General features: G+C 64.6%; 25 protein-coding genes. 16 read left to right on the plus strand and 9 right to left on the minus strand.

What is annotated here, in order from left to right; genetic code table 11:
• Window positions 1-25: 25 nt before the first annotated feature.
• The gene (locus tag XH93_RS05505; RefSeq protein ID WP_139480423.1) at window positions 26-1,126 is read right to left on the minus strand and encodes an ISAs1 family transposase; all 1,101 of its coding nucleotides are present in this window, start codon (window positions 1,124-1,126) and stop codon (window positions 26-28) included.
• A gap of 264 nt (window positions 1,127-1,390) precedes the next feature.
• Here XH93_RS05505 and XH93_RS05510 point away from each other — a divergent pair, with 264 nt between their 5' ends.
• Complete coding sequence (locus XH93_RS05510; RefSeq protein ID WP_172627182.1) at window positions 1,391-1,663, plus strand: hypothetical protein; 273 nt, start codon at window positions 1,391-1,393, stop codon at window positions 1,661-1,663.
• A 225-nt stretch (window positions 1,664-1,888) separates the two neighbouring features.
• Here XH93_RS05510 and XH93_RS05515 read toward each other — a convergent pair whose 3' ends face one another.
• Entirely contained in the window at window positions 1,889-2,587 is a 699-nt protein-coding gene (locus XH93_RS05515; RefSeq protein ID WP_172628164.1) for a DUF1013 domain-containing protein, read from the minus strand.
• Window positions 2,588-2,850: 263 nt separating this feature from the next.
• Here XH93_RS05515 and ispH point away from each other — a divergent pair, with 263 nt between their 5' ends.
• The 3 genes from ispH to rnhA are packed head-to-tail and all read left to right on the plus strand — an operon-like array spanning window position 2,851 to window position 5,260.
• The gene (gene ispH, locus XH93_RS05520; RefSeq protein WP_139486936.1) at window positions 2,851-3,825 is read left to right on the plus strand and encodes a 4-hydroxy-3-methylbut-2-enyl diphosphate reductase; all 975 of its coding nucleotides are present in this window, start codon (window positions 2,851-2,853) and stop codon (window positions 3,823-3,825) included.
• A gap of 5 nt (window positions 3,826-3,830) precedes the next feature.
• Window positions 3,831-4,811 (plus strand): homoserine kinase, encoded by a 981-nt coding sequence (locus XH93_RS05525; protein WP_194472736.1) that lies wholly within the window; start codon window positions 3,831-3,833, stop codon window positions 4,809-4,811.
• Window positions 4,799-5,260, plus strand: coding sequence for a ribonuclease HI (gene rnhA / locus XH93_RS05530; protein ID WP_194472737.1), 462 nt, complete (start codon window positions 4,799-4,801; stop codon window positions 5,258-5,260). The genes XH93_RS05525 and rnhA overlap by 13 nt, the downstream gene beginning before the upstream one ends.
• Before the next feature lie 510 nt (window positions 5,261-5,770).
• Here the strand turns inward: rnhA and XH93_RS05535 are convergent.
• The 6 genes from XH93_RS05535 to XH93_RS05560 form a co-directional block, all read right to left on the minus strand.
• Complete coding sequence (locus tag XH93_RS05535) at window positions 5,771-6,256, minus strand: peroxiredoxin (RefSeq protein ID WP_139480428.1); 486 nt, start codon at window positions 6,254-6,256, stop codon at window positions 5,771-5,773.
• Window positions 6,257-6,364: 108 nt separating this feature from the next.
• The gene (locus XH93_RS05540; RefSeq protein WP_194472738.1) at window positions 6,365-6,925 is read right to left on the minus strand and encodes a DUF924 family protein; all 561 of its coding nucleotides are present in this window, start codon (window positions 6,923-6,925) and stop codon (window positions 6,365-6,367) included.
• 26 nt (window positions 6,926-6,951) lie between these two features.
• Window positions 6,952-8,634: a long-chain fatty acid--CoA ligase gene (locus XH93_RS05545; protein WP_194472739.1), complete on the minus strand. Its 1,683-nt coding sequence runs from the start codon at window positions 8,632-8,634 to the stop codon at window positions 6,952-6,954.
• Window positions 8,635-8,828: 194 nt separating this feature from the next.
• Complete coding sequence (locus XH93_RS05550) at window positions 8,829-10,253, minus strand: D-alanyl-D-alanine carboxypeptidase family protein (RefSeq protein ID WP_194472740.1); 1,425 nt, start codon at window positions 10,251-10,253, stop codon at window positions 8,829-8,831.
• 201 nt (window positions 10,254-10,454) lie between these two features.
• On the minus strand, window positions 10,455-12,233 hold the full coding sequence (locus XH93_RS05555; RefSeq protein ID WP_194472741.1) for a glucan ABC transporter ATP-binding protein/ permease: 1,779 nt from the start codon (window positions 12,231-12,233) through the stop codon (window positions 10,455-10,457).
• A 593-nt stretch (window positions 12,234-12,826) separates the two neighbouring features.
• Window positions 12,827-13,873 carry an ABC transporter substrate-binding protein gene (locus XH93_RS05560; protein ID WP_194472742.1) on the minus strand — a complete coding sequence of 349 codons (1,047 nt, stop codon included), beginning with the start codon at window positions 13,871-13,873 and terminating at the stop codon, window positions 12,827-12,829.
• 25 nt (window positions 13,874-13,898) lie between these two features.
• On the opposite strand from XH93_RS05560, the gene XH93_RS05565 reads away from it, so the two are divergent.
• From XH93_RS05565 to XH93_RS05605, 10 genes are all read left to right on the plus strand, one after another.
• Complete coding sequence (locus tag XH93_RS05565; protein ID WP_194472743.1) at window positions 13,899-14,090, plus strand: hypothetical protein; 192 nt, start codon at window positions 13,899-13,901, stop codon at window positions 14,088-14,090.
• Between the two features lie 59 nt (window positions 14,091-14,149).
• Window positions 14,150-14,608 (plus strand): hypothetical protein, encoded by a 459-nt coding sequence (locus XH93_RS05570; RefSeq protein WP_139861876.1) that lies wholly within the window; start codon window positions 14,150-14,152, stop codon window positions 14,606-14,608.
• Window positions 14,609-14,760: 152 nt separating this feature from the next.
• Window positions 14,761-15,156, plus strand: a complete 396-nt coding sequence (hisE, locus tag XH93_RS05575; RefSeq protein ID WP_194472744.1) for a phosphoribosyl-ATP diphosphatase — start codon at window positions 14,761-14,763, stop codon at window positions 15,154-15,156.
• 64 nt (window positions 15,157-15,220) lie between these two features.
• The gene (locus XH93_RS05580; protein WP_139861875.1) at window positions 15,221-15,802 is read left to right on the plus strand and encodes a YqaA family protein; all 582 of its coding nucleotides are present in this window, start codon (window positions 15,221-15,223) and stop codon (window positions 15,800-15,802) included.
• Window positions 15,803-16,239: 437 nt separating this feature from the next.
• Window positions 16,240-17,205, plus strand: coding sequence for a DUF5939 domain-containing protein (locus XH93_RS42010; protein ID WP_246799490.1), 966 nt, complete (start codon window positions 16,240-16,242; stop codon window positions 17,203-17,205).
• Window positions 17,198-17,755: an adenylate/guanylate cyclase domain-containing protein gene (locus tag XH93_RS42015; RefSeq protein WP_246799491.1), complete on the plus strand. Its 558-nt coding sequence runs from the start codon at window positions 17,198-17,200 to the stop codon at window positions 17,753-17,755. Before XH93_RS42010 ends, XH93_RS42015 begins: the two co-directional genes overlap by 8 nt.
• 270 nt (window positions 17,756-18,025) lie before the next feature.
• Entirely contained in the window at window positions 18,026-18,559 is a 534-nt protein-coding gene (locus XH93_RS05590) for a hypothetical protein (protein WP_194472745.1), read from the plus strand.
• Window positions 18,560-18,799: 240 nt separating this feature from the next.
• A complete protein-coding gene (locus XH93_RS05595) occupies window positions 18,800-19,771 on the plus strand; it encodes a nitronate monooxygenase family protein (RefSeq protein WP_139861874.1) in 972 nt (323 codons plus the stop codon).
• A gap of 116 nt (window positions 19,772-19,887) precedes the next feature.
• On the plus strand, window positions 19,888-20,664 hold the full coding sequence (locus tag XH93_RS05600) for a thioesterase family protein (RefSeq protein ID WP_194472746.1): 777 nt from the start codon (window positions 19,888-19,890) through the stop codon (window positions 20,662-20,664).
• A 386-nt stretch (window positions 20,665-21,050) separates the two neighbouring features.
• The gene (locus tag XH93_RS05605; RefSeq protein WP_194472747.1) at window positions 21,051-23,156 is read left to right on the plus strand and encodes an ATP-binding protein; all 2,106 of its coding nucleotides are present in this window, start codon (window positions 21,051-21,053) and stop codon (window positions 23,154-23,156) included.
• 223 nt (window positions 23,157-23,379) lie between these two features.
• Here the strand turns inward: XH93_RS05605 and XH93_RS05610 are convergent, their stop codons facing one another.
• Entirely contained in the window at window positions 23,380-24,942 is a 1,563-nt protein-coding gene (locus tag XH93_RS05610; protein WP_194472748.1) for an AMP-binding protein, read from the minus strand.
• Between the two features lie 87 nt (window positions 24,943-25,029).
• Between XH93_RS05610 and XH93_RS05615 the strand changes: the two genes are divergently transcribed.
• Both XH93_RS05615 and XH93_RS05620 read left to right on the plus strand, forming a co-directional pair.
• Window positions 25,030-26,010, plus strand: a complete 981-nt coding sequence (locus XH93_RS05615; protein WP_194472749.1) for a nitronate monooxygenase family protein — start codon at window positions 25,030-25,032, stop codon at window positions 26,008-26,010.
• Between the two features lie 145 nt (window positions 26,011-26,155).
• Window positions 26,156-26,401 carry a hypothetical protein gene (locus XH93_RS05620; RefSeq protein WP_194472750.1) on the plus strand — a complete coding sequence of 82 codons (246 nt, stop codon included), beginning with the start codon at window positions 26,156-26,158 and terminating at the stop codon, window positions 26,399-26,401.
• Window positions 26,402-26,494 lie beyond the last annotated feature (93 nt).

The following is a 26,494-nucleotide window of genomic DNA, read 5'->3' on the forward strand; positions in this document are numbered from 1 at the left end:
GCTCCCTCCCCCCTTGCGGGCAGGGCTATCGCATATGAGTAAAGAGTTCGAAGAAGAAGTCTTTGCTCCACATGGCGCGGCGCATTTTGCTGCTGATGGATGCTTTGGAGGGATGCATTCGCAAGATGTTCTGAGCAAGGCGGCGGATCACAGCAAGGTTTTCCGGTCCATGATCCTTGCGAGTGCGCGCGGCATCCTCGTCGAATACGACGTCGAGAATCCAATGCAACTGGTTCTCGATGCTCCAATGTGCACGCACGACTTGGGCCAGTGTTTCCGGCGGGAGCTTGCGCGAGAGCGCAATATAGCGCGTGGCGGTTTCGCGCTTGCCGCTGGCCAGCGTGCGTTCCGCTTCGATGCGACCAAACGCCTTGAGGCCAGGCAGCAAGGCGCGGGCTGCGGCCGGAGCTGGCACCACGCTCGCACGGCGCCGCTCGATCCGGCCGTGAGCCTTCTCCTCGGTGGCCAGCGCAGGAACGGCCTCGCCCGCCTTCGCGAAGGCGCGCCCGGCCTCCGCGTAAAGCGGACCGTTGTTGGCCTTGAGACCGAGAGCATAATCGGCCTTGGCGTCCAATACCGCCTGTGCCATCGCCGGGTGGCAATGCAGTGCATCCGCCGTCACGGTGCAGCCCTTGAGGACAAGGCTGCCCAGCAATTGCAGGGTTGCGGCCACCTCGTTTCCGCCGGGCGCACGCGCTTGGGCCATGGCCACTCGTGTCTGGGTGTCCCAGATGCTCACCATCAATGGCGGCAGGTAGGCCCGCCCCTTCTCGTAGCCGCGCCGTAGGCTTTTGCCGTCGATTGCCACAACCCCCGGTGCCGGCCCTAACCCGAGCTCCGCCCGCAGCGCCGTCATAAAGGCCGTAAACGCCTTCGCCAGTTCGTCCGGATCGAGCAGGCGGAGCAGGCGACTGAAAGTATCGTGGCTCGGTGCCCCATGCGGCAGATCGACGATCGCGGAAAGCTCTTCCACACGAGCTTCCACGAAGTCGGCCACTTCGGCGCTGCTCTTGGCTCCGCACAGCGTCGCCGCCAAAGTCAGAAAAAGTATAGTTCCGATCGGGTGACGGGCATTGATGTCGCGAGGATCGTGCACTTCTCGCAATATCGAGATGTAAGACTGCATCGGGCCTTCTCCACAAAGAGAAAGCCACAACAGAATCTCTCAAACGGCGATCCGCAAGCCGCGTTTTACTCATATGCGATTCCCCTGCCCTTGCGGGGGAGGGTTGGGGAGAGGGGTGGCCCCGGGCGAGATCATCGATGAGTAAATCATCGCGCAACTACCGGCGTCGCCGAAACCCATCCGGAAGCAAAACGGCCTTGATTTTGATGGATTGCCGGGTCATTCCCGGCCCACGTCATATCGCCACGAGATACGGACCACCGGATGCGATCCTTTTCCGCACGCGTACCCTTCGCATTGCTGCTCGCGTTGCCGCTGCTCACCGGCTGCCTCGAGCGCGGCAACTCGCCGGTCGCTGCGAGCATGGGCGATGACGATCAGTACTGCCAGGCCAACGGCAAGGTTGCGGTCGGCACGCCCGAATACGTCGCCTGCCGCAAGGACCGCGACGTGCAGCGCCAGAACGCCGAAGCCCGCTACGACCGCCGGCAGCGCGATCTCGGCGAATACATGCTGAACAATCCGAACCGGCCTTGAGGCGAGCGACGGCTGTCTGCCTCATGCCGCGCGTCATACCCCGCGAAAGCGGGGTATCCAGTACGCCGCGCTCCATCCGTGAATAACGAACGTCTCTGGAATACTGGATCACCCGCTTTCGCGGGTGATGACAGTTGAGATTGTGGTGCGCACGCACGCCCCAACAAAAAACGCGGCAGGTTGCCCCGCCGCGTTGCGCATTCCGTTCGGGGAAGCGCGCTGCGCTTACTCCTCGTCTTCGTCGATCTTCTTGCCGCCGATCGTCTTCAGCTTGGCGAACACGGCGTCGACGTTGAGATCGTCGTGCTTCTCGATCGGCTGATCGTCGAGCTCGTCCTTGCGCGTGGTCTCGGAGGCCGGCAGCAGCGTGGCGCCGCCATAGACGGTCGCGGCGGGCTTCTCCTTGGCGGCGCGCTGCACCTCGAAGTCGAGCTCGATCTGCGAGCACAGGCCGAGCGTCACCGGGTCCATCGGCGTCAGAGTCGAGGCATTCCAGTGGGTGCGGTCGCGCACGCTCGCGATCGTGGTCTTGGTGGTGCCGACGAGGCGCATGATCTGGGCGTCCTTCAACTCGGGGTGGTTGCGCACCAGCCAGAGGATCGCGCTCGGCCGCTCATGGCGGCGCGACACCGGGGTGTAGCGCGGGCCCTTCTTCTTGGCCGAGGTCGGCAGCACCACCTTGCTCTCCTGCAGCTTGAGCCGGTAGTTCTGGTCGCGCTCGCCCCGCTCGATCTCCTCGCGGGTCAGCTGGCCGTTGGAGATCGGGTCCATGCCCTTGATGCCCTGGGCGGCGTCACCGTCGGCGATGGCGCGGACCTCCAGGGGGTGCATTTTGGTAAAATCGGCCACCTGATCGAACGTCAGGGCGGTATTGTCGACCAACCACACGGCAGTCGCCTTCGGCATCAGCGGTGCGTTGCTCATGGCAAATCTCCTTTGTGCTTCGCCCACCTCTGTCGAGGCGAAGCTGGTAGTCATCGGCGATGACGGGAATTATAGGCCCTATATAAGCCCTCAGGGGGGAATGGCGCAATGGGCCAGCAAAATCGCCTTGACAGCGCCCGAAAGCAGTCCCAAGTCCTTAGTCACATTGGCCGTTCCCCGCCCAGCCGGCGAGGGGTGATTCGGTCCCGAGATTGCTCCGAGACAGCCCCAAGACACCCCAAGACAGGCCTGAAGACAGCCCCATGTCAGCGAAAAAACCCGACCTGAGAATCGTGCTTTGTTCCCCGCGTGGATTCTGCGCCGGGGTGGTCCGCGCCATCGACACGGTGGAACGGGCGCTCACCATCTACGGCGCCCCGGTCTATGTCCGGCACGAGATCGTCCACAACAAGTACGTGGTGGACAGCCTGAAGACCAAGGGCGCCATTTTCGTCGAGGAATTGGCTGAAATCCCCGACGATACCAACGCGCCGGTGGTGTTTTCGGCCCATGGGGTGCCGAAATCGGTTCCGGCCGAGGCCAAGTCCCGCAACTTCTTCTCGCTGGACGCGACCTGCCCGCTGGTGACCAAGGTGCACCGCGAGGCGGCGATCCATTTCAAGCGTGGCCGCGAGATATTCCTGATCGGGCATTCCCATCATCCTGAGGTGGTCGGCACGCTGGGCCAGCTGCCGGTCGGCGCCGTGACCCTGATCGAGACCGCCGAGGATGCCAAGACGATCGCGCCGAAGGACCCCAACAACCTCGCCTTCGTGACCCAGACCACACTGTCGATCGACGACACCGCCGAGATCGTGGCGCTGCTCAAGGAGCGCTTCCCGAACATCAACGGTCCGCACAAGGAAGACATCTGCTACGCCACCACCAACCGCCAGCTCGCGGTGAAGAAGGTGGCGCCGGTGGTCGATGCGCTGATCGTGGTCGGCGCGCCGAACTCGTCGAACTCGCAGCGGCTGCGCGAGGTCGCCGAGCGCGAGGGCTGCCCGATTGCGGTGCTGGCGCAGCGCGCCAGCGACATCGACTGGGCGCGGTTCGAGGGCATCAAGAGCCTCGGCATCACCGCGGGCGCCTCGGCGCCGGAGGTGATCGTCGAGGAGATCATGGGCGCCTTTGCCGAGCGCTTCGAACTCCACGTGGAGACGGTCTCGGCCGCGGAGGAGAACGAGTTCTTCCCGCTGCCGCGTTCGCTGCGGCCTGACGCTGCCGCCGCGGAATAGACCATATGGCGGTCTACACCGACGTTGCCGCCGAAGACCTCGCGGAATTCCTGGAGAGTTACGACATCGGCGAATTGCTGTCCTACAAGGGCATCGCCGAGGGCGTCGAGAATTCGAACTTCCTGCTGCACACCAGCCAGGGCGCCTACATCCTCACGCTCTACGAGAAGCGCGTGGCGGAGGGCGACCTGCCGTATTTCCTGTCGCTGATGGCGCACCTCGCCGAACGCGGCGTGTCCTGCCCGCAACCGGCGCGCAATCGCACGGGCGAGGTCTATAGCCTGCTGGCCGGGCGGCCGGCCGCGATCATCAACTTCCTCGAAGGCATGTGGCCGCGGCGGCCGAACGTGACGCATTGTTCGGGTGTCGGTGAGGCGCTCGCCAAGATGCATCTGGCCGGGCAGGATTTTCCGATGGTGCGGCAAAATCCGCTGTCGGTGTCCGGCTGGCGGCCGCTGTTCGATCTTGCCGCCGCGCGCGCCGACAGCGTGCAGGCCGGCCTCTCCGACTTCATCGCGCGCGAGCTCGATCATCTCGAGGCGAACTGGCCCGATGATCTGCCGGTCGGCGTGATCCACGCCGATCTGTTTCCCGACAACGTCTTCTTCCTCGGCGACAAGCTGTCCGGCCTGATCGACTTCCCGTTCGCCTGCAACGACATCCTGGCCTACGACGTCGCGATCTGCCTCAACGCCTGGTGCTTCGAGGTGGATCATTCCTTCAACGTCACCAAGGCGCGCGCGCTGCTCAATGCCTATCGCCGCGCCCGGCCGCTGTCAGCCGCGGAGGAGGCGGCGCTGCCGCTGCTGGCGCGCGGCGCTGCGATGCGCTTTTTGCTGACACGGCTGGTCGACTTCCTCAACGTGCCGGAAGGCGCGCTGGTGCAGCCGAAGGACCCGCTGGAATATGTCCGCAAGCTGCGCTTCCAGCAGAATGTCGCTGCGATCAGCGACTACGGCATCACGCCGGCGGGATGCGCGGCGTGAGCGAGAAGCCGCATGTCACCGTGTTCACCGATGGTGCCTGCTCCGGAAATCCGGGGCCGGGCGGCTGGGGTGCGATCCTCCGCTTCGGCGAGGTCGAGAAGGAATTGAAGGGCGGCGAACCGCACACCACCAACAACCGCATGGAGCTGATGGCGGCGATCTCGGCGCTGGAGGCCCTGAAAAAACCCTGTGTGGTCGACCTCACCACCGACAGCCAGTATGTCCGCCAGGGCATCACCGGCTGGATCCACGGCTGGAAGCGCAATGGCTGGCGCACCGCCGACAAGAAGCCGGTCAAGAATGTCGAGCTGTGGCAGCGTTTGGATGCCGCGCTGAAGCCGCACGAGGTGCGCTGGCACTGGATCAAGGGCCACGCCGGCCACGCCGAGAACGAGCGCGCCGACCTCCTCGCCCGCGAGGGCGTGGCGATGGCAAGGTTGAGGGAGTAGGGATCGTACCCTCTCCCCTTGTGGGAGAGGGTGGCTTCGCAAAGCGAAGCCGGGTGAGGGGTCTGTCTCCGCGGAAAGAGACCCCTCATCCGTCGCGGACTGCGTCCGCGCCACCTTCTCCCACAAGGGGAGAAGGGAAGAAGCGTAGGATGGGTAGAGCGAAGCGAAACCCATCATCCCGATGCGCGGCGGGAAGTTGATGGGTTTCGCTGCGCTCTACCCATCCTACGAGCTATCCATCCGAACGAGCGGCGTTGGCCAACCGCAACTGTCATCGCCCGGCTCGACCGGGCGATCCAGTATTCCAGAGGCAGCGGTGATTGAGCCGAGAGGCCGCGGCGTACTGGATCGCCCGGTCCATGGGCGCAATTGCGCCCAGGCCGGGCGATGACAGTGTTTCCTGAGGAGCTATCTCAACTCGTCATTGCGAGCGAAACGAAGCAATCCATCTCTCCGCTCGCTGCGGCATGGATTGCTTCGTCGCTTCGCTCCTCGCAATGACGGTGAGGCTCACAGTTGCCCGAGCAGGGTGTCGCCGCCGGAGACCTCGACCTTGCCCGGGGCGGGCTCGAGGTTGAGCTTCTTGACCTCGCCGTTCTCGACCAGCATCGAGTAGCGCTTGGAGCGGATGCCGAGGCCGTTGGCGGAGGCGTCGAGCTCCATGCCGATCGCCTTGGCGAACTCGGCATTGCCGTCGGCGAGGAAGATCGCTTCGTCGCGCTGGTCGGTATCGCGCTTCCAGGCGTTCATCACGAAGGCGTCGTTGACCGAGACGATCGCGATGGTATCGACGCCCTTGTTCTTCATGGCATAGGCGTTGAGGAAGATGCTCGGCAGATGCATCTTGTGGCAGGTCCCGGTGTAGGCGCCGGGCACGGCGAACAGGGCGACCTTCTTGCCCTTGAAAATGTCGTCGGTGGTTTTGACCTGCGGTCCCTCGGCGGTCATCACCCGAAACTTGGCTTCCGGCAGCTTGTCGCCAACCTTGATCGTCATCGTCGTTCTCCCTCGCTGAAGCGGACCTGTCTTAGACCCGGCGCTCGCACGGCACAATATGGCCTGGCGGGGGAACGGCAATGCGGGGAGGTCGTCACTGTTTCGTCATCAGCCGGAAAACCCGCCGCTATCGAGGAATGCCTGCTCCTCGGCCGTCGTGTCCCGGCCCAGCACGCGGTTACGGTGCGGGAAGCGGCCGAACCGGCGGATGATGTCGGCGTGGTCCTCGGCGTATTTCAGGTTTTGCGGATGGCCGCCGCCGTATTCGCTGAACAGCGCGACGCAGCGCTGCTGGTCGGCGAGATGCTCCGAATGCATGAAGGGCAGATAGAGGAATTCGCGCAGCAGCGGGTCGACCCGCGCATCGACGCCGCGGTCGATGGCGCGCCCGGCCACCTCGCGCGCCAGCGCATCGCTGGAGAACGTTTTGGGGTCGTCGCGGAACATGTTGCGGGGAAACTGGTCGAGCACGATGGTCAGCGCCAGCGCGCCGTCGTCGCTCGCCTCCCATGACGCCAGCTCGCCGGCCGCCGCCTGCTGCCATGTCGCAAGGAAGCGGCCGCTGATCTCGGCATCGAACGCGTCGTTGCGCTTGTACCAGCCGTCACGGCCGACCCCGCGCCAGAAGGCGAGAATGTCGGCCGGCGTCGCAATGCCCGCGTCAGTCATGCCTCAGTACCGGCCCTTGCTCGTGCTCAGGCCGCCGCCTTCTTCTCGTCGCGCAGCTCGCGACGCAGGATCTTGCCGACATTGGTCTTCGGCAGGTCGGTCCTGAACTCGATCTGCTTCGGCACCTTGTAGGCGGTGAGCTGGGTGGCGCTGAACTTGATGATGTCCTCGGCGGTGAGGTTCGGGTCCTTCTTGACCACGAACGCCTTGACCGCCTCGCCGGATTTCGCGTCGGGCACGCCGATCACGGCGCATTCCAGCACGCCCGGATGGCTCGCGATCACTTCCTCGATCTCGTTCGGATAGACGTTGAAGCCGGAGACCAGGATCATGTCCTTCTTGCGGTCGACGATCTTGGTATAGCCCTTCTCGTCCATCACCCCGATGTCGCCGGTCCGGAAATAGCCGTCCGCCGTCATCACGCGCGCGGTCTCGTCCGGCCTGTTCCAGTAGCCGACCATCACCTGCGGACCCTTGGCGCAGATTTCGCCGGCTTCGCCGAGCGGCAATTCATTGCCGTCGTCGTCGCGGATCGAGAGCCAGGTCGACGGTACGGGCAGGCCGATCGTGCCGGAGAACTCCGTGATCGTCGCGGGATTGCACGTCAGGGTCGGCGAGGTCTCCGACAGGCCGTAGCCTTCCGACAGCGAAACGCCGGTGACTTTCAGCCATTTCTCCGCGACCGGCCTTTGCGTCGCCATGCCGCCGCCATTGGCGATCTTCAGCTTGGAGAAGTCGAGCTTGTCGAAGCCGGGCGTGTTCAACAGGGCATTGTAGAGCGTGTTGACCGCCGGAAAGAAGCTGACCTGGTACTTCGCCAGTTCCTTGACGAAGCCGGGCATGTCGCGCGGGTTCGGAATCAAGAGATTGGTGCCGCCACACCGCATGCCCAGCAGATAGCACGCGGTCAGCGCAAAGACGTGATAGAGCGGCAGCGCGCAGACGATGACCATCTGTTCGACGATCGGCGGCTTCGCCAGCGCCGGCTGCAGCCAGGCATCGTTCTGCAGCACGTTGGCGAGGATGTTGCGATGGAGGAGGGTCGCGCCCTTCGACACGCCGGTGGTGCCGCCGGTATACTGCAGGAAGGCAACGTCCTCGAGGGTGAGCTGTGGTTTGTTCAGCTTCAGGCTGCGGCCGGTCGACAGCGTCTCATTGAAGCCGACGGCGCCCGGGATCGACCAGGCCGGCACCATCTTCTTCACCCGGCGCACGACGAGGTTGACGATCACGCCCTTGAGGCCGAGCAGGTCGCCCATGCTGCCGACGATGACATGCTTGACCGCGGTGTTCGGCAGCACCTTCTGCACGGTGGTGGCGAAATTCTCCAGCACGATGATGGCTTCGGCGCCGGAATCCTTCAGCTGATGCTCGAGCTCGCGCGGGGTGTAGAGCGGATTGACGTTGACCACGGCATAGCCGGCGCGCAGCACGGCGGCGGTCGCAACCGCATATTGCAGCACGTTCGGCATCATCAGCGCGACCCGCGCCCCCCGCTGCAGACCCTTGCTCTGCAGATAGGCGCCGAGCGCCGCCGACATTTCGTCGAGCTCGCGATAGGTGATCGACTTGTCCATGCAGATGAACGCCTTGCGGTCGGCGTACTTGCGAAAGCTCTCCTCCAGCAACTCGACCAGCGACGAATACTGCGTGAGGTCGATATCGGCGGGTACGCCGGCCGGATAGTGTTTGAGCCAGATGCGCTCCATGGTGTCCTTCCCCTCTCTAACCTCTGCCCGAAGTCCCGGATTGCTTCCGGTTTGTCCGGTCCTTGTCCGGTCCTTTGGCCGCCCTTGGCTGGCCCTCGGCCGCGTTATTTCGGGCAGTATTGAGCAATGCGGCGGCCAATGGCAAGCCGCTGCGCGCTATCGACGCATTGGACTGGGGAGAGTGGAGGGCTCGGCTAGCTCGCCGGCTTGGCGTCGCTCTTCGGCTTGCCGGCCGCCTTCGGCTTTGCGGCGGGTTTTGCCGCCGCCGGCTTCTCGGGTTTGGCGGCGGCCGCCGGTTTGTTGGCCAGCGGCTTCGCAACCGCGGCATCCGGCTTGGCGGCGGCGTGGCGCGCCGGCTTGGCCGCAGCCTTGCCGTCGGACTTCGCATCGCCCTTGAGATCGCCCTTGGTTTCAGCGTCCGGCTTGTTGATCTTGATGACGACCCGGGTGCGCTTGCCGTGCTTGACCGGCTGCATCTTCTCACTGTCGGCCGCGGCGGCTGCGATCAGCGCGGCGCCGGTCTTGGTCGGACCGGTATAGACGATCACCGGCTCCGATGCCGCCGCCGGCAGCGCCAGCAATTCCGACGGCTTCGGCATGGCCGCCTGCAGGCCCGCGGCAAAGAAGTTCATGTTGGTCTCGCCACCGCCGGCGCTCCCGGCGCTGGCCACGGTGTCTTCCTGATCCTCGTCGCTGGCGGGCCGCTTGTGCTTGCCGCCGCACATCTCCTCGCGCAGGTTCGGCGGCGAGGCATCGATCGGGACGAGATTGTCGACCGTGCCGAGCGACGGTTTCAGCCACGCCAGCCCGTTATTGGCAAAGCCGCGATCCAAAAGCTGCGCGGCGCGGATCGCGCGCATGCGGCCGGAGGAAGCGCCGAGCACGACCGCGATCAGCCGCTTGCCGTCACGCGTCGCCGAGGCCACCAGATTGTAGCCCGAGGCGCAGATGAAGCCGGTCTTGAAGCCGTCGGCGCCGGGATAGCGGCCGATCAGCTTGTTGAAGTTCGCCGTGACGCGGCGGCCGAAGCGGATCGAGGGGATGTGGACGAAGTATTCGTATTCCGGCAGGTCGCGGATGATGGCGCGGGCGAGGATCGCCATGTCGCGCGCCGAGGTGATCTGGCCGTCGGCGGGCAGGCCGTTCGGGTTGACGTAGCTGGTTTGCGTCATGCCGAGCTTTTGCGCGGTCTGGTTCATCATCCCGGCAAAGCCGTCGACCGAGCCGCCGATGCCTTCGGCCAGCACCACGGCCATGTCGTTGGCCGACTTCACCAGCATCATCTTCAGCGCGTTGTCGACGGTGACCTGGGTGCCGGGCCGGAAGCCCATCTTCGAGGGCGACTGCGACGCCGCGGTCGGCGACACCGTGATCAGCGTGTCGAGCGAGACGCGGCCCTGCTTGACCGCCGCCAGCGTCACATAGGCCGTCATCAGCTTGCTGAGCGAGGCCGGATACCACGGCATCGTCGCATTGTCGGCCTGCAGCACCTTGCCGCTGTCGGCTTCGATCACCAGCAGCGCCTCGGCCGCAGCCATGCGCGGCGCCACGATGGCAAGCATCGTGACGGCGAGTATCCATTTCAATGACGGGCGCAGCAGCGGGCGAAGCAAATGCACGAATCCGGTTCCGGTCCTTTGAGACCCGCCTTCAACAAGGAGGTCTTTGCGAATGTGACGTCGGGTTTCAAGCGTGTCCGGGGCCGCTTTGCGGCAATGCAAACCCTATACCGGGTTGCAATTCGAGAACAGAGGCCACCGAACTAAATCGTGGACGAAATCGGCTGAATTTCGGCAGCCGCCTCAATTGGAAAGCGGCAATTATGGCGCCTGGATCTCGGCGCGTGCCTGCTCCTGGACCATGTACTGGGCGCGCGCGAGATCGGCAAAACGCCCGCCTTTTGCCACCAGTTCATCGAAAGTTCCGCTTTCGATCACCCGTCCCTGCTCGAACATCAGGATCCGTGTGGCGTGGCGGATGGTGGAGAGGCGGTGCGCGATCACGAAGGTGGTGCGACCCTTCATCACTTCATCGAGAGCGGCGTTAACTTTCGCCTCGGTGACGGCGTCGAGCGCGCTGGTCGCCTCGTCCAGGATCAGGATCGGCGGGTCCTTCAGCAAGGCGCGCGCGATCGACAGCCGCTGGCGTTCGCCGCCCGAGAGCATGCGGCCGCGTTCGCCGGCATGGGTGTCGAACTTCTTGTCGCTGCGCTCGATGAAATCCAGCGCCTGCGCGCGGCTGGCTGCGGTACGCAGTTCCTCATCGGTCGCATCGGGCTTGCCGACCCGCAGGTTCTCGGCGATCGAGCGGTTGAACAGCAGCGCTTCCTGGAACACGACGCCGATATTCCGCCGCAGGCCGGTCAACTTCAGCGCGCGGATATCCATACCGTCGATCTTGATGATGCCGGATTGCGGATCGAAGGCGCGATGCAGCAGCGCGATCGCGGTGGACTTGCCGGCGCCGGTCGAGCCGACCAGCGCGATGGTCTGGCCCGGCAGCGCGGTGAACGAGAGATCCTCGATCGCCGGCCGCTTGCCGTCATAGGAGAACGAGACGTCGTTGAATTCGACGAGGCCGGACAGCCGCCCGGGATCGACCGCGCCGGGCCGGTCGCGCACCGCCGGCACCGCGTCGAGCACATCGAAGAATTCCTGCAGGCGCGGCGCTTCCATGAACACGTTGTTGATGAAGCTCACCACCTGTTCGAGCTTCTGGATCAGCATGGTCGCGAACGAGACGAACATCACGATCTCGCCGACCGTCGTGAGATTCTCATTATGCAGCGCGATGCCGACGGTGAAGATCGCCAGCACCGTGATCGTGGTCGAGGCGCGGGTGATCACGGTGACCAGCGCCCACCACGACAGCACCGGCATCTGCACCGCGAGCAGCTTGTCGGCGACATAGCGCAGGCCCTGCACCTCGGAATCGATCCGCACGAAGCTCTGCACCAGCGCGACATTGCCGAGCGCATCGGAGGCGCGCGCCGAGAGATCGCTGTAGAACGCCTCGACCTCGCTCTGCATGCCGTAGGTCTTGCGCACCACCAGCGTGGTGAGCAGCGTGAACACGACGCAGAGCGCGAACAGCAGGACCGCCAGCCGCCAGTTGATGTAGAGCGCGAGCGGCAGCAGCACGACCAGCGACATGATCGCGGCAAAATGCTCGCGGAAGAAGCCGAGCCAGAGCCGCCACAGCGCGTCGGTGCCGTTCAGCATCACCTTCATCAGCCGTCCGGAATGGGTGCCGGAATGGAAGGTCAGCGGCAGCTGCAGGATGTGCTCGAAATAATCGGTCAGCACCGCCTGGCGCTGGCGATGCGCCAGCCGGTCGGCCTGCAGCGCGACGACGGCGCTGCAGCCGATCGTGAACAGGCCGAACGCCGCCCAGGCGATCAGCAGCGGCCACGCCGAGTTTGTGGCGAACCATCCGGTGACCGGGCGGCCCGACAGCACGTCGACGATCTTGCCGAACAGCACCGGCTCGGCGAATTGCGCGCCGGCAAGCAGCAGATTGGCGCCCGCAAGAATCCAGCCGAGCCGCGCCTCCTTGCCGAGCAGTTCGAGAACGCGGGTGTAGAGGCGAAGCATGGACATGCCGGCGGGACTCTCAAGCAGCGAACGCCCGGTGAGGCGGGATGCAATTTAATCAGGGTTGGCGGTGAAGGGCCAGCGTGGATCGCGCGTCATCCTCAGCGTGACAGTGTTGATTTGCTCAGCTTGCTCGGTGTCATCACCCGGCTTGATCGGGTGATCCAGTGTTCCAGAGACGCCGGTGATAGAAGCGAGAGGCCGCGGCGTACTGGATCGCCCGGTCCATGTGCGCAATTGCGCACAGGCCGGGCGATGACAGCGGTGGGTGAGGACAAAGCTTCACACCTCTCAGGGTGATGGTGTTGGTTTGCTCAGCTTGCTCGGTGTCATCACCCGGCTTGACCGGGTGATCCAGTATTCCAGAGACGCCGGTGGTAGAAGCGAGAGGCCGCGGCGTACTGGGTCGCCCGGTCCATGTGCGCAATTGCGCACAGGCCGGGCGACGACAACAGTAGATGAGGACAAAGCCTCACATCCTCTCAGAGTGACGGGGTTAGCAGCGTAGTTCTCTCCCCGCGTCGTCCTGGCTCCCGTGCGCAATTGCGCACTAGGCTAGGACGACACCGAATGTTTGGCGCCAATCGTCAGTCATACTCTCAATTCACCAGCCGACCGTCGATCGGCGGCAAAAACTGTTCGTCAAAGATGTCGGTGGGATGCGGCCGCTTCTGGAATTTGCCGTCCTCCGCGAGCTGGTCGAGCGCGCGCTCGAAGCGGGCCGGATCGAGGCTGCCGAGGCCGTCGCGCTTGACCTCGCTGGTGAGGATGTTGTCGCGGATGATCGCGCGCAGCCGCTCGAGCTCGAGGTCGCGCGACCCGCCGTCCATCCGGCTCGCGACCTCGGCCGCGGCGCGCGCCGGGTCCTTGATCGCAAGGTTGGTGCCGCCGATCACCGCGCGGATGAAGCCTTTGACGGCCTCGGGCCGCGTCGCGGCGAGGCGCGGGCTGACGATCACGGCAAAGCCATAGGCCTCGCAGCCATAGTCGGCAAAGCGCAGCACCGCGAGATCGTCGGCCGGGACGCCGCGGTCGCGCAGATTGATCGCCGACAGATAGGAGAAGCCGGTGACGGCGTCGACCTGGCCGGCGGACAGCATCGGCTCGCGCACCGCGGCGCTGATCGTGCTCTGCTTCACGCTCGCAAGCTTGATGCCGTTCTGCTTTGCAATCGCGGGCCACAGCCGGATCGACAGGTCGCCGTCGGCAACGCCAAGACTCTTGTCGTGGATGTCCGGCAGCGCCCTGATGCCGCGGCTCTTGCGGGCGATGATCGCGTAAGGCGCCTGGTTGAACAGCACGAATACCGCCTTCACCGGCGGGGCGCCCGGCTTGTCGTGAAACCGGATCAGCGAGTTGATGTCGACCAGGGCGAATTCGCTGGCGCCGTCGGCGACGCGCGTGATCGCGTCCGCCGAGTTGGTTGCGACGTTGGTCGTGACCGCAAGCCCCTCGGCGCTGAACAGGCCGCCGATGCTGGCCATCACGAACGGGGCCGCGGCGGCATCAAGCGGGCGGTCGAGGGTGAACTGGATGGCGAGCGGCTGCGGCGGATCGCTCGCGGCGCGCGCCGGCCACACGCCTCCCGAAAGGCCGATCGCAGCGGCCAGCATCAAGCGGAGAACGGTGGTCCGAGTTACCTGCATCATGACATCCGGGAGGCGAGACAAAGTGCCGCGCCGGCTGCGCCTGCTTCATGACAAGGAATGCGCCAAGGAATCCCTCAAGGCAAATGTCAATTTCAAGCGTCAATTGCAGGCATTGTGCCCCAGCCAAGGTGAATGCCCGATGACCGCGCCGATCACTGCCATGATTTTGCCCGGGGTTGTTCAGCTTGCATTCGGTTTGCGGAACCTAATGTAGAGGCTGTGGTTAGCTCATCCGAGGCCCCTTCGGGCCGGCTCCCACAAAGGAAGACTGCAATGTTTGCGCGAAAGGGTGTTTTTTCGTCCATTGGCCGCGCAGCCACCCTGGCAACGGTTGCCGCGGTGGCGTTGACGGCCGTTGAGCCGACGATGGCGTTCGCAGGCTCCGCTTCCGCGGGCAAGGCTACCACCGTGACCACGTCGCACGGCACCAGCGGCGCGACCGATATCAGCGCGCGCCGCCGTTATTATCGTGGCGGTGGCGGTGCGGCCGCTGCGGCCGCCTTCGCCGGTATCGTCGGCACCGGTCTTGCGATCGCCGCGGCCCAGAGCCGCCGCGATTATTATGATTCCTATGGCTATGGTTACGGCCCCGGCTATTACGGCGGCGGACCCGTCTATTATGGTGGACCGGCCTATTACGGCGGCGGACCATATTACGGCGGCTATGGCTATTACGGCGGCTATCGCACTTACGGCGGGCCCCGTTCAGGGCTGTCCTACGTGCCGTACTGAGGCACCAGGCGGTTCTTTAAGGCGGTTCTCGCAGACGGTTCTTGCAACCGTCACACAAGGTCGAAGTCCACCGGCCGTCGGGCCGGTGGATTTTTTGTTGCGGTACGCGGCGTTAACACGCTGGCGACGCCTTTGAACTAGGCTCGTAAGTCATGAGTGATTCGATCGGACGGCTTTATCGGGCGGTGAGCGCGGCCAGGGATCTCGATCCGGCCGCCTCGCGCACGGCACGGCTGTTCCAGCGCGGCCCGGCCAAGATGGCCAAGAAGCTCGCCGAAGAAGCCATCGAGGTCGTGATCGATGCGCTGAGCGGCAAGCCGGATGCCGTGGTCCGCGAGAGCGCCGACCTGCTCTACAACCTCACCGTCCTCTGGGCGCAGGCCGGCGTGAAGCCGGAGGACGTCTGGCGCGAGATGGAACGGCGCGAGCGCCTGCTCGGAATCGCCGAGAAGCTGCCGAAGGGGCCGGTGCCCAAGAACGCGCCTGTTCCGGTGGTTCGGCGTCGAATTGTCGCTCTGGAAAGCCGCCTGCGCAAACGGCAGCCGTAAATCAACCTAAAATCCGCTCATTCCCGGCATGGACAAATCCGCTCCATGATGGTTCATCGCGCCCATGCTGAAACGGATTTACGATTGGTGCATCGACGCTGCGGACAAGCCCTACGCGCTTTGGATTCTCGCCGCCGTCGCCTTCGCGGAAAGCTCCTTCTTCCCGATCCCGCCCGACATCATGCTGCTGCCGATGTCGCTGGCGCGGCCGCAGCGGGCCTGGTGGTTTGCGATGGTCTGCACCATCGCGTCCGTCGCCGGCGGCGTGGTCGGCTATGCGATCGGCGCGCTGCTCTACGATTCACTCGGCCAATGGCTGATCCATCTCTACGGGCTGTCCGACAAGGTCGACGCGTTCCGTGCCGGCTACAACGAATGGGGCGCGGTGATCATCCTGGTGAAGGGGCTGACGCCGATCCCCTACAAGCTCGTGACCATCACCTCGGGCTTTGCCGGCTACAACATCTGGCTGTTCATCCTGTGCTCGATCGTGGCGCGCGGCGGCCGCTTCTTCTTCGTCGCGGTTCTGCTCAACCGCTACGGCGATGTGATCCGCAAGGAGCTGGAGAAGCGGCTCGGCTTCTGGGTCGCGATCGGCGCCATCGTGCTGGTGCTCGGCTTTGTCGTCGCATTCAAGCTGATCTAAAGCCGTTTTCGAGCGAAGTGGATACCGGTTCGCGTGAATGCTGGGCCGCGCCAATCCGGAAAGCAATCGCAACTCTGCTTCAGCCCCTATCTGTGGCGCACCCGTGAACGCCAATGGTGTTGGAGCTTCGCGCCGGACACCGCGTGAAGATGGCCTCAATCGCAGCAGTACAGACGGTCCGGGGTGGCGAGCCGTCTTGCAGTGCAATAATTCGTGTCCTTGGCCTCATGTTGAGCAGCCAGCCGATCGTCACAAAGCGATCGAGGCATTTGACGCAGAGCTGGGCAGTCATTGAGATTGGAAGCAGAGAATCTTGGCACTGTATCGGACCAACTAGCCAAAATATCCGGAGCCTCTTGGGCCCAATCAGGTACATTCAGGAAGGGGTGGCTTCAATCAACGGCCGCGAAGGCCGGCAACGACGATGGGAGCCTGGCATGTCGAAAGGATTGAACTCTGCTTCCATAAACGCGAGCGTCCTGACGCGGCGCCTGAACGAGCTTGAGTCTGCAAGGAACTGGCCGGCGCCTGTGCTCCAGGATCTCGAGCGCTTTATTCGCACCGGCGACGACTATGATCTTTTTCGCATCAACCCGATCAAATACGCGACCGTCAACGGGCTGAGTGAAGCCGATGGAATTGACCTGTTTGTGCACGCCGCCAAGGTCGGCTTGTTCGAGATGCAGTGGCTACTCATCTGCGCCTATTGCCCACAGGTCGCAGGCAGTTTTCGCGAGCTAGACCAGGTCCATCCACGCTTCCAGTGCGAGTTCTGCAATGCACTCAACGATGTGGCGTTGGACGACTACATCCAGGTCGCGTTTACAGTCTCGGATGCCGTCCGCGACATCTCGTTCCGCCATCCTGAGACGCTGTCCGTGCAGGACTATTATCTGCGCTACAATTTCTCCGGGGATTTCAGACCTCCACATGGAATGACGAACGAACAGCTCGTCGCGGCGCTCTCACGCGGCTTCGCCGACATTGAAGCTGAGCAGCGGAGAAGCTTCGAGTTTGATGTGACGGCCGGCCGTTTCGAGGTGCTCGACTTGAGCCATAAGCTGCTCCTGATCTTCTTCGCCAACGGTGAGCTGGCGGGACCCCAAGGAACGCAGATTCAACTCGAATCGGGTCGGTTCGTGATTCCGGATCGACCGGTTGGGCCGAGAGAAATGGTCCTGGGCGATGGACGCTTTGCGTTTCGACGGACGACAGACATCAGCCCAGGCAAGCATACCGTCATGATTGAGAACCGTACGAGCGAGCGCGGCCGCTTTTGGTTCCTCCAGTACCCTCCCCAGTTCGAGCCTCATCTGGTCGAATACGAGCCCTTTCTGTCTGGCAAGCGGTTACTGCTCACCCCATGCTTCGGCGAACTCTACAAAGACGCAGTTGGTGGATGAGCGTGAGAGCCTCACCGTCTCCGACATGACTTACCTGTTCACAGATCTGAAAGATTCGACTCCGCTGTATGAAAGCGTCGGCGACGTGAATGCCTATTTTCTCGTTCGTCAGCGCTTCGACATCTTGAACAAGATCATTCGAGAACGATCTGGCACCATCATCAAGACGATCGGCGATGCAGTCATGGCCGGATTTGAGCGCCCGCAGGACGCCGTCTATGCCTCCATCGAGATGATCGAAGAACTGTTGCGCTTCAACCAGACCGCTTTACGGCCGCTAGGCCTCAAGGTCGGCGTGCACAAAGGCAGAGCGGTTGCCGTACGGCTAAACGACCGGATTGATTACTTCGGGCACGACGTGAATATTGCTGCCCGAGTGCAAGGCCTTGCCGGCGTCAACGAAGTGTGCCTGACCGAAGCCGTCATGGAAGCCTCCGGTGTCAGGGGCATCGTCGAAGGACGCCCGGCATCGCGCGACTACGAGAACTTGAAGGGTATCGGCCAGAAGATGGAAATTCATCGGATTGGAATTTCTCCGGCACAGAGGTGAGCGGCCGCGGACGCCGCCAGATCGTTCGCACGCTTGAACCATAGCGGCGCCGATCGGCAGAAGCAGAAAGAGGCAGCGAGGTCACACCAGAGCGTTTTCCAGCGAAGTGGATGCCGGTTCGCGTGAAGAAAACGCGTCAAAACAAGAATCTAGAGCTCCGTTCCGATTCCATCGGAACGGAAATAGCTCTAGACCTTCTGAGTCAATCAGAACCGAAGGTCTGGCGCGGCGTGGCTTTGCGGTGGCCGGCTTCGGGTTACGCTGGCCGCGATGGCTGATGGAATCGATGACCTGCTCAATCCCGCCCGGCTGACTTGCGGCAAGGCGCGCGTGGCGATGGCAGGGCTTGCGCTGTCGATGGTGCTGACTGCGATCGACAGAGGCTGGGCACAGACGGCGCCGCAGGCGCTTGGCGTGCAGTCGCCGGCGCAACAGCCTGCGCCCGAGCCGCCGCCGGTCGAGCGCGAGAATCCCGGCCTGATCAACGAAATCGGAAAACTGTTCAAGAACTCGGCGCTGCCGCCGCTGAAGAGTCCCACCGAGACCATGAACGATCTGTCGACCATCGCGCGGCCGTCGTCGATGGTGACGGGCCGCGCGGCCTGCGTGGTGTCCGCGAACGGCGCGCCGGATTGCAAGATCGGCGCCGACCGGCTGTGTCAGAGCAAGGGCTTCAAGGAAGGCAAGAGCATCGACATCAATACGTTCGAGAAGTGCTCGCCGCTGGTCTATCTGCCCGGCCACAAACGCGGCCCCAATGATTGCAAGACCGAAAATTTCGTGACGCGGGCGGTCTGCCAATAGAGCATGATCCGGACCCGGAGGGCCGCGTTAGCGCAAAGTGGGGACCGGTTTTCCGATAAGATCATACTCAAAACAAAGCTTCGCCTGGGATGCCAGACGCCTGAGAAAAATGCTGCGTTTGGATGATGTTTTGTCATCCTTTTTGCAGCGCGCAAACGCAAGACTTGACAGTGGAAAGATTGCCTTGTTGGTATGACGGCCAGCATCTGAGATCAACGACCAACCGAGGATCCGCTCCCTATGTCCATGCCAGCTCTGTTCAAGGGCCGCCTGTCTCTTCCCGTGATCGGGGCGCCGCTGTTCATCATCTCCGTGCCCGACCTCGTCATCGCCCAGTGCAAGGCCGGCGTGGTCGGCTCGTTTCCGGCGCTGAACGCGCGGCCGCCGGAATTGCTCGACGAATGGCTGTACCGGATCAAGGAAGAGCTCGCCGCCTACGACAAGGCGCATCCGGAGCGGCCGTCGGCGCCGTTCGCGGTGAACCAGATCGTGCACAAATCGAACAACCGGCTCGATCACGACATGGCGCTCTGCGAGAAGCACAAGGTGCCGATGATCATCTCCTCGCTCGGCGCCCGCGAGGAGCTCAACCAGGCGGTCCACAACTGGGGCGGCATCGTGTTCCACGACGTGATCAATCAGAAGTTCGCCCACAAGGCGATCGAGAAGGGCGCCGACGGCCTGATCCTGGTCGCGGCCGGCGCCGGCGGCCATGCCGGCACCATCTCGCCGTTCCCCTTCGTGTCGGAGACGCGGCACTGGTTCGACGGGCCGATCGCGCTGTCGGGCACCATCGCCAATGGCCGCGCCATCCGCGCCGCGCGCATCATCGGCGCCGACTTCGCCTATATCGGCTCGGCCTTCATCGCCACCAAGGAGGCCAACGCGGTCGAGGGCTACAAGGACATGATCACCAATTCCTCCGCCGAGGACATCGTCTACTCCAACCTGTTCACTGGCGTGCACGGCAACTACCTGAAGCCGTCGATCGTCAACGCCGGCATGGACCCGGAAAACCTGCCGACCTCCGATCCTTCCAAGATGAGCTTTGGCACCGATGCCTCCGGCGAGCGCGCCAAGCCGAAGGCGTGGAAGGAGATCTGGGGTTCGGGGCAGGGCGTCGGCAGCATCTCCAAGGTGGTGCCCGCGGGTGAATTGATCGCGCGCTTCAAGAAGGAATACGACGAAGCGATCGATCCGGCGCTTGCGTAAGACGCGATGATCAGAATGATTCATCGCGCTTTAGCTTTCTGTTTGAGCATGATCTTGTCGGAAAACCGCTTCGCACTTTGCGCTAACGCGGCCCTCCGGGTCCGGATCATGCTCTGATGCAGCCGGTCTTCCACGTCGACGGCAACCGCGTCGTCACCAGCCCCGATGCCGCGGGTCCATGGGATCCGCGGATGCAGCACGGCTCGGCGCCGGCGGCGCTGGTGGTCTGGGCCGCCGAAGCCCTTCCGGTTGCGGTTCCGATGCGGATCGCGCGTATCACCATCGACCTGATGCGGCCGGTGCCGGTGGCGCCGCTTACGATCGAGAGCGAGGTGCTGCGCGACGGCCGCAAGATCCAGCTCTGCGGCGTCAAATTGCTCGCCGACGGCGTCGTCGTGGTCTCGGCCAGCGTGCTGAAGATCAAGCAGCAGACGGCTGAGTTGCCGTCCGACGTCCTCACGCGTCCGCTCGAGCTGCCCGGCCCCGATCAATGCATGGTCGAGCCGGGCAATGCCGCCAGCAGCCCGTTCGTGAACTGCATCTCGATGCGCGCCGCGCACGGCCGTTTCGGCGAGACCGGGCCGGGCGCGATCTGGTTCCGCGTCGACCGTCCGCTGATCGCGGGCGCCGCGATCTCGCAGGCGATGCGCGCGGTGGTCGCCTCGGACTTCTCCAACGGCACCTCGCCGGCGCTGGATTTCAAGAAGTGGACCTTCATCAATGCCGACCTCACGGTGAGCCTGGCGCGCGAGCCGGTCGGCGACTGGATCTTGCTCGATGGCGAATCCTGGATCGGGCCTGACGGCGCAGGCCTTGCGATGTCGCGGCTGGCCGACCAGCGCGGCTATTTTGGCCGGGCGATCCAGAGCCTGGTGATCGAACCGCGCCAATAGCGCGGGCGGGGGCGCGATTTCGGAATATTGGAAGAATACCGGTGAGTTGCCCGACGTGTCAAGTTGCCGTGTCGGACGCCGGCCAGCCTGCCGGCTACTTTGCATGGGGTTGTTTTTCGGCATTTTGGTTGGGCGCCCCTGCGACGGGGAGTTCCTTCACCGTCGCCTGCACTAGCTCGCCCGGGGCCGCAACCACTTGGCCGCTTTTTCGACAAAATAGTCCCGCGCGCCGGGAACGGTTGGCAGCCCGACCGAGTTTTGCTCCCGAGAGGGGGTTTCATGACGCGTGTCGATCTTGCCGCCGGTATCGTGGCTACGGCCACCCGGCGGCTTCGTGATTTCGCGTTGGTCGATGTGCAAGCGGCACAGCCGGAAGGACAATCGCGGTGAGGCCCGGCCCGTCATCGGAACGTGCGGTCATCCTCGCCGCGAGCGAACGGGACGCCGTCAAGACTGCGCATCTGATCAAGGAAGCCGGCTACTACGCCAATATCTGCGGCGATCTCACCGAGCTCGGGCGCGAGATCGCGAGCGGCGCAGGGCTTGCCATCATCGCCGATGAGGCGATCGGCAACGCCGACCTCACCGGCCTCACGCGCTGGCTGAACGAACAGCCCTCATGGTCGGATTTCCCCATCGTGCTGATGAGCGAGCGCGGCGGGCCGGAGCGCAATCCGGAAGCGGGGCGGCTCGGCCGCGCGCTCGGCAACGTCACCTTCGTCGAGCGTCCGTTTCATCCGACCACGCTGGTCAGCCTGGTGGCAGCGGCGGTGCGCGGCCGCCGCCGCCAGTACCAGACCCGCGCCATCCTCGAAGATCTCACCGAGAGCGAGGACCTGCTGCAGACCGCGCTCAACGCCGGCCATCTTGGCGCACTGGAGCTCCATCTGCCCGAATTCGAGCTCGAGGCATCGCCGACCTGCAAGTGCTTCTTCGGGCGCCGACCGACCGATCCTTTCACCTATCAGGACTTGCTCGACGCGGTGCATCCCGAAGACCGCGCCCGCCGCGGCGAGGCCATCGAGCATACGCTGCGCACCGGCGCCGACTACCGGATCGAGTACCGCAACATCTGGCCTGACGGCACCCAGCACTGGGTCGACGTCCGCGCCCGCGCGGTGCGCCGTGCCGACGGCAGCACCCGCTCGCTGGTCGGCGTCTGCTCCGACATCACCGCGCGCAAGACCGCGGAGATCGAGCGCGAGGCGCTGCTGGCGCAGCTCGCCGCCGAGCGCACCGCGCTGGCCGAACTCACCGCTACGCTGGAGCAGCGGGTCGAGCAGCGCACCGCCGATCTCCTGCGGGAGGTCGCCGCGCGCGAGAAGGCGCAGGAGCAGCTGCGTCACGCCCAGAAGATGGAGGCGATCGGCCAGCTCACCGGCGGCGTCGCGCACGATTTCAACAATCTGTTGATGGCGGTGATGGGCAATCTCGATCTGTTGCGCAAGCGCCTGCCCGACGATCCGCGCCTGCATCGCCTGATCGACGGCGCGCAGCAGGGCGCCGAGCGCGGCGCGGCGTTGACGCAGCGGCTGCTGGCATTCGCGCGCCAGCAGGATTTGCGCGCCGTGCCGGTCGATCTCGGCGCGCTGGTGCGCGACATGAGCAACCTCCTGGAGCGCTCGCTCGGGCCGCGCGTCGCGCTCCGGCTCGAGATTCCCGAGGGGCTGCCGCCGGCCTCGATCGACACCAACCAGCTCGAGCTCGCGATCCTCAACCTTGCGATCAACGCGCGCGACGCGATGCCGGACGGCGGCATGATCGAGATCCGCCTCGCGGCTTGGCAGGCGAAGAACGATTCCGCGCTTAAGCCCGGCAATTACCTGAAGCTGTCGGTGGTCGACACCGGCACCGGCATGCCGCCCGACGTGTTGAAACGGGCGATCGAGCCGTTCTTCTCGTCGAAGCCGGTGGGCAAGGGCACCGGCCTCGGCCTGTCGATGGTGCACGGGCTTGCGGTGCAGCTCGGCGGCGCGCTGCAGCTTGCCAGTACGCTCGGCAAGGGCACCACCGCCACGCTGGTGCTGCCGGTCGCGACCTCGGCGCCGGAAGCGGAAGGGCCGGCGCCGGCCGCGCCGAAGATCAGGCGCTCGGCGGTGATCCTGCTCGTCGACGACGATCCCTTGATCGCGATGTCGACCGCCGAAATGCTCGAGGATCTCGGCCATCGCGTGATCGCCGCCAGCTCCGGCCTGCACGCGCTCGATATTCTCAGGAGCGATCAGGCGATCGACCTGATGATGACCGATCACGTGATGCCCGGCATGACCGGCATCGAGCTCGCCACCGCCTCGCGCAAGCTGCGCCCGGAGCTCCCGGTCCTGCTCGCCACCGGTTTTGCCGAATTGCCCGACGGCATCCAGGTCGACCTGCCGCGGCTGGCCAAGCCCTATCACCAGGACCAGCTCCGCGAGCGGCTCGATCAGTTGCTGGGGATGGGTGTTGAGCCGCAAATCGCTCCTGCCGCGCACGCACTCTCACCGTCATCCTGAGGCGCGAGCCTCTTCGGCGAGCCTCGAAGGATGCACGGCCCGGCTGGTGGCCGATTCATCCTTCGAGGCTCGCAAGGGCTCGCACCTCCAGCGGCAAAGGCGAAGCCTTTGCGCGGGGATGACGGTGATAGATTTTGATGCCGCGTTTCTCACGTGTCGTCCCTGCCTTCGCAGAGACGACATCGAATGTGTTGCGACAGCGGGAGTCTAACGGGCGTCGCGCTCACCCCACCATGCGGTCGCGGCCGGCCCAGAAGCGCGCCTTCAGCGCCTTCTTGTCAACCTTGCCGACGCCGGTCATCGGCAGCTCCTTGACGAACTGGATCTGCTTCGGCGCATGCGCCGAGCCTTTCTTCGCCTTCACCAGGCCGATCAGCGCCTCGGCGTCGGGCGTCGCGCCCTCGCGCGGCACCACCACCGCGGTGACGGCTTCGCCCCATTTGTCGTCGGGCACGCCGACCACGGCGACCATCGCGACATCGGCGTGCTGCGACAGCACGTCCTCGACCTCGCGCGGAAAGATGTTGAAGCCGCCGGAGACGATCATGTCCTTCTTGCGGTCGAGGATGAACATGTAGCCGCGCTCGTCCATGCGGGCGATGTCGCCGGTATGCAGCCAGCCGTTCTTCAGCGTCTCGGCCGTGATGTCGGGCCGCTTCCAGTATTCGGCCATCACATGGGTGGCGCGCACGCAGATCTCGCCCGCCTCGCCGGTCGCGACCTCCTGATCGTCCTGGTCCAGGATCTTCACCTGGCAGGCGGCGATCGGGAAGCCGCAGGACAGGAACAGCTCCGGCGTGTTCGGATCGTGGTCGGCCTTGCGCAGCACCGAGACCGGATAGCATTCGGTCTGGCCGTAAAGCTGCGAGAACACCGGCCCGATCCGCTCGATGCCCTCGACCAGCCGGCTAGGCGACATCGCGGAGGCGCCATAGAGCAGGAGGTCGAGCGAGGAGAGGTCGGTGTTGTCGAGCGCCTGATCATCCAGCATCACATAGATCATGGTCGGAACGAACAGCGTGAAGTTGATCTTCTCGCGTTCGATGGTCTTGAACACCGCCTCCGGATCGAAACCCTTGAGCATGTGCACGGTGCCGCCGCGCATCAGCGTCGGCAGCACCTTGGTGCCGGCGACGTGGCTGATCGGCGCCACCGTGAGGTAGCGCGGCGTCTCCGGAATTTCGAAGTCGGCGAGAATGGCATTGGCGAAGCCGGCATATTGGTGGTGATAGCGCAACGCGCCTTTGGATTTTCCGGTGGTGCCGCCGGTGTAGTTCAGGGTCGAGATGTCGTCGTGTTGTGCGAAGTTCTTCGGTCTCGCGCTGCCTGCGGCCTCGACAGCTTGCAGCAGGTCGGCGCCGTAATCGGCTGGTCCCAGCGTGAACACGGTCTTGAGGCCGGAAGCTTTCGCCGCGAGCTCGCCGCCGCGATCGCGAAAGCTGACGCCGTCGACGATCAGCATCTGCGCTTCGGAATCCTCGAGCTGGAACAGCTGGTCGTCGAGCGATCCGAGCGGATGCAGCCAGGTGATGGCTAGCCGCGACAATTGGGCGGCAACGCCGGCGCACCAGCTGTCGGCGCGGTTGGCGGTGAGGAAGGCGACGCGGGTGCCCGGCGCGAAGCCGAGCCGCATGAACACGCTCTGCATCCGTCCGATCAGGTCGGTCGCGCCCTGATAGGAGAGCGTGCCGCCGGGCCAGGCAAAGGCAGTGCGCGACGGATAGCGCGCCAGTGCCCGCAAGGTCTGCTCGCACACCGCCGGAAATGCGTAGAGCGGATTGCTCATGTTGTTGTTTCTCCCGCCTTTGTCTTTGGCTCTTGTCGTGCCAAGGTTGGCGGTAACGCTAGCACATCGATACGGGGAAGAAACAATTTGCCGGACACAGATCCTCTCGCCCGCTTTCGCGATCGCCTGCGGCTGCCGCTGATCGCGGCGCCGATGTTTCTGGTCTCCGGTGTCGAACTGGTGGTCGCGGCGTGCCGCAACGGCGTGATCGGCGCGTTTCCAACCGTGAATTGCCGCGAGACGGAACAACTCGACCTCTGGCTCGGCGAGATCGACCGGCGGCTGCAGGCGCATGCGGATGCCAGCGGCCATGCCGCGGCGCCGATCTGCCCGAACCTGATCGTACATCGCTCCAACGCGCGCCTGGCGCAGGATCTCGCCGTGCTGCTGCGGCACAAGCCCGAGATCGTGATCACCTCGGTCGGCTCGCCGGCGCCGGTGCTCGCACCGTTGCACGATGCCGGCGCATTGGTGTTCGCCGACGTCGCCTCGATCCGCCACGCCGAGCGCGCGGCAGCAGCCGGCGCCGACGGCCTCGTGCTGCTCACCGCGGGCGCCGGCGGCCAGACCGGCTGGCTCAACCCGTTCGTGTTCGTGCGCGCGGTGCGTGGCTTCTTCGACGGCCCGATCGTGCTCGCCGGCGGCATCAGCGACGGCCACGCGCTGCGCGCCGCCGAGGCGCTCGGCTGCGACCTCGCCTACATGGGCACAAAATTCATCGCGACCCGCGAGAGCATGGCGGACGCGCGCTACAAGCGGATGCTGGTCGAGGCGAGCGCCGACGACATCCTGCTCACCACGGCGTTCACCGGCCTGCAGACCAACATGCTGCGGCCCTCGATCGCGGCCGCCGGCCTCGATCCCGAGAATTTGCCGGCGCGCGGCGCGATCGACATCGGCAAGGACATCGACATCGGGGCCCGCGAAAACCGCCCAAAGCGCTGGCGCGACGTCTGGAGCGGCGGCCACTCCACCTCGGGGGTGACGGGGGTGCTCGCGGTCGACGAGCTCGTGGCGCGCACCGCCGCCGAGTATGCGGCCGCGAGCGCGCGGGTGCGGCTGATCTAGTTTCCCCCTGCCGCAAGCCTCGCACCGGCCCGGCGGCGTATCCACCTGCCGACTTAACCCGCCATTAACCATGCCGGTCCCAACAATAGCGCCACAGGACGGGCCGCCATCGTCGTGGCTGGGCCGGCAATGATGGGAATGCGACATGCCCCTAGAGGCGCTTTCAGCCAAGACCCCGGCGACGCTCGACGAGCTCACGACCCGCGTCTTCTTTGCCCTGCAGCGGCATCCGCTGTGCCGTCAGGTCGAATTCGACATCGTCAGCACGCCGCGCACCCGCCGGACCAACTGGACCGTCAGCCTGCGCTCGGTGCAGCCCGGCGCCCTGTGGACCGCCCATGAGATCGTCGCCGACATCCAGGAAGCCTATGAGCTTGAGCTCGCGGCCTGATTTTCCAGCCGTTTCGGTGCAATTTTCCCCCAATTTGGCGGCGATTGTCGCCGTCGCGGCACGCTAACGCCGCATTTGGTGGTCAGCCTGCGG

Source organism: Bradyrhizobium sp. CCBAU 51753 (assembly GCF_015291565.1).
Lineage (GTDB): Bacteria > Pseudomonadota > Alphaproteobacteria > Rhizobiales > Xanthobacteraceae > Bradyrhizobium > Bradyrhizobium ivorense.

What these genes read in the sequence shown, in the direction of transcription:
- XH93_RS05505 (WP_139480423.1), bottom strand. Translation starts at nt 1,126, where the DNA reads ATGCAGTCTTACATCTCGATATTGCGAGAAGTGCACGATCCTCGCGAC.
- XH93_RS05510 (WP_172627182.1), top strand. Translation starts at nt 1,391, where the DNA reads ATGCGATCCTTTTCCGCACGCGTACCCTTCGCATTGCTGCTCGCGTTG.
- XH93_RS05515 (WP_172628164.1), bottom strand. Translation starts at nt 2,587, where the DNA reads ATGAGCAACGCACCGCTGATGCCGAAGGCGACTGCCGTGTGGTTGGTC.
- ispH (WP_139486936.1), top strand. Translation starts at nt 2,851, where the DNA reads ATGTCAGCGAAAAAACCCGACCTGAGAATCGTGCTTTGTTCCCCGCGT.
- XH93_RS05525 (WP_194472736.1), top strand. Translation starts at nt 3,831, where the DNA reads ATGGCGGTCTACACCGACGTTGCCGCCGAAGACCTCGCGGAATTCCTG.
- rnhA (WP_194472737.1), top strand. Translation starts at nt 4,799, where the DNA reads ATGCGCGGCGTGAGCGAGAAGCCGCATGTCACCGTGTTCACCGATGGT.
- XH93_RS05535 (WP_139480428.1), bottom strand. Translation starts at nt 6,256, where the DNA reads ATGACGATCAAGGTTGGCGACAAGCTGCCGGAAGCCAAGTTTCGGGTG.
- XH93_RS05540 (WP_194472738.1), bottom strand. Translation starts at nt 6,925, where the DNA reads ATGACTGACGCGGGCATTGCGACGCCGGCCGACATTCTCGCCTTCTGG.
- XH93_RS05545 (WP_194472739.1), bottom strand. Translation starts at nt 8,634, where the DNA reads ATGGAGCGCATCTGGCTCAAACACTATCCGGCCGGCGTACCCGCCGAT.
- XH93_RS05555 (WP_194472741.1), bottom strand. Translation starts at nt 12,233, where the DNA reads ATGTCCATGCTTCGCCTCTACACCCGCGTTCTCGAACTGCTCGGCAAG.
- XH93_RS05560 (WP_194472742.1), bottom strand. Translation starts at nt 13,873, where the DNA reads ATGCAGGTAACTCGGACCACCGTTCTCCGCTTGATGCTGGCCGCTGCG.
- XH93_RS05570 (WP_139861876.1), top strand. Translation starts at nt 14,150, where the DNA reads ATGTTTGCGCGAAAGGGTGTTTTTTCGTCCATTGGCCGCGCAGCCACC.
- hisE (WP_194472744.1), top strand. Translation starts at nt 14,761, where the DNA reads ATGAGTGATTCGATCGGACGGCTTTATCGGGCGGTGAGCGCGGCCAGG.
- XH93_RS05580 (WP_139861875.1), top strand. Translation starts at nt 15,221, where the DNA reads ATGCTGAAACGGATTTACGATTGGTGCATCGACGCTGCGGACAAGCCC.
- XH93_RS42010 (WP_246799490.1), top strand. Translation starts at nt 16,240, where the DNA reads ATGTCGAAAGGATTGAACTCTGCTTCCATAAACGCGAGCGTCCTGACG.
- XH93_RS05590 (WP_194472745.1), top strand. Translation starts at nt 18,026, where the DNA reads ATGGCTGATGGAATCGATGACCTGCTCAATCCCGCCCGGCTGACTTGC.
- XH93_RS05595 (WP_139861874.1), top strand. Translation starts at nt 18,800, where the DNA reads ATGTCCATGCCAGCTCTGTTCAAGGGCCGCCTGTCTCTTCCCGTGATC.
- XH93_RS05600 (WP_194472746.1), top strand. Translation starts at nt 19,888, where the DNA reads ATGCAGCCGGTCTTCCACGTCGACGGCAACCGCGTCGTCACCAGCCCC.
- XH93_RS05610 (WP_194472748.1), bottom strand. Translation starts at nt 24,942, where the DNA reads ATGAGCAATCCGCTCTACGCATTTCCGGCGGTGTGCGAGCAGACCTTG.
- XH93_RS05620 (WP_194472750.1), top strand. Translation starts at nt 26,156, where the DNA reads ATGCCCCTAGAGGCGCTTTCAGCCAAGACCCCGGCGACGCTCGACGAG.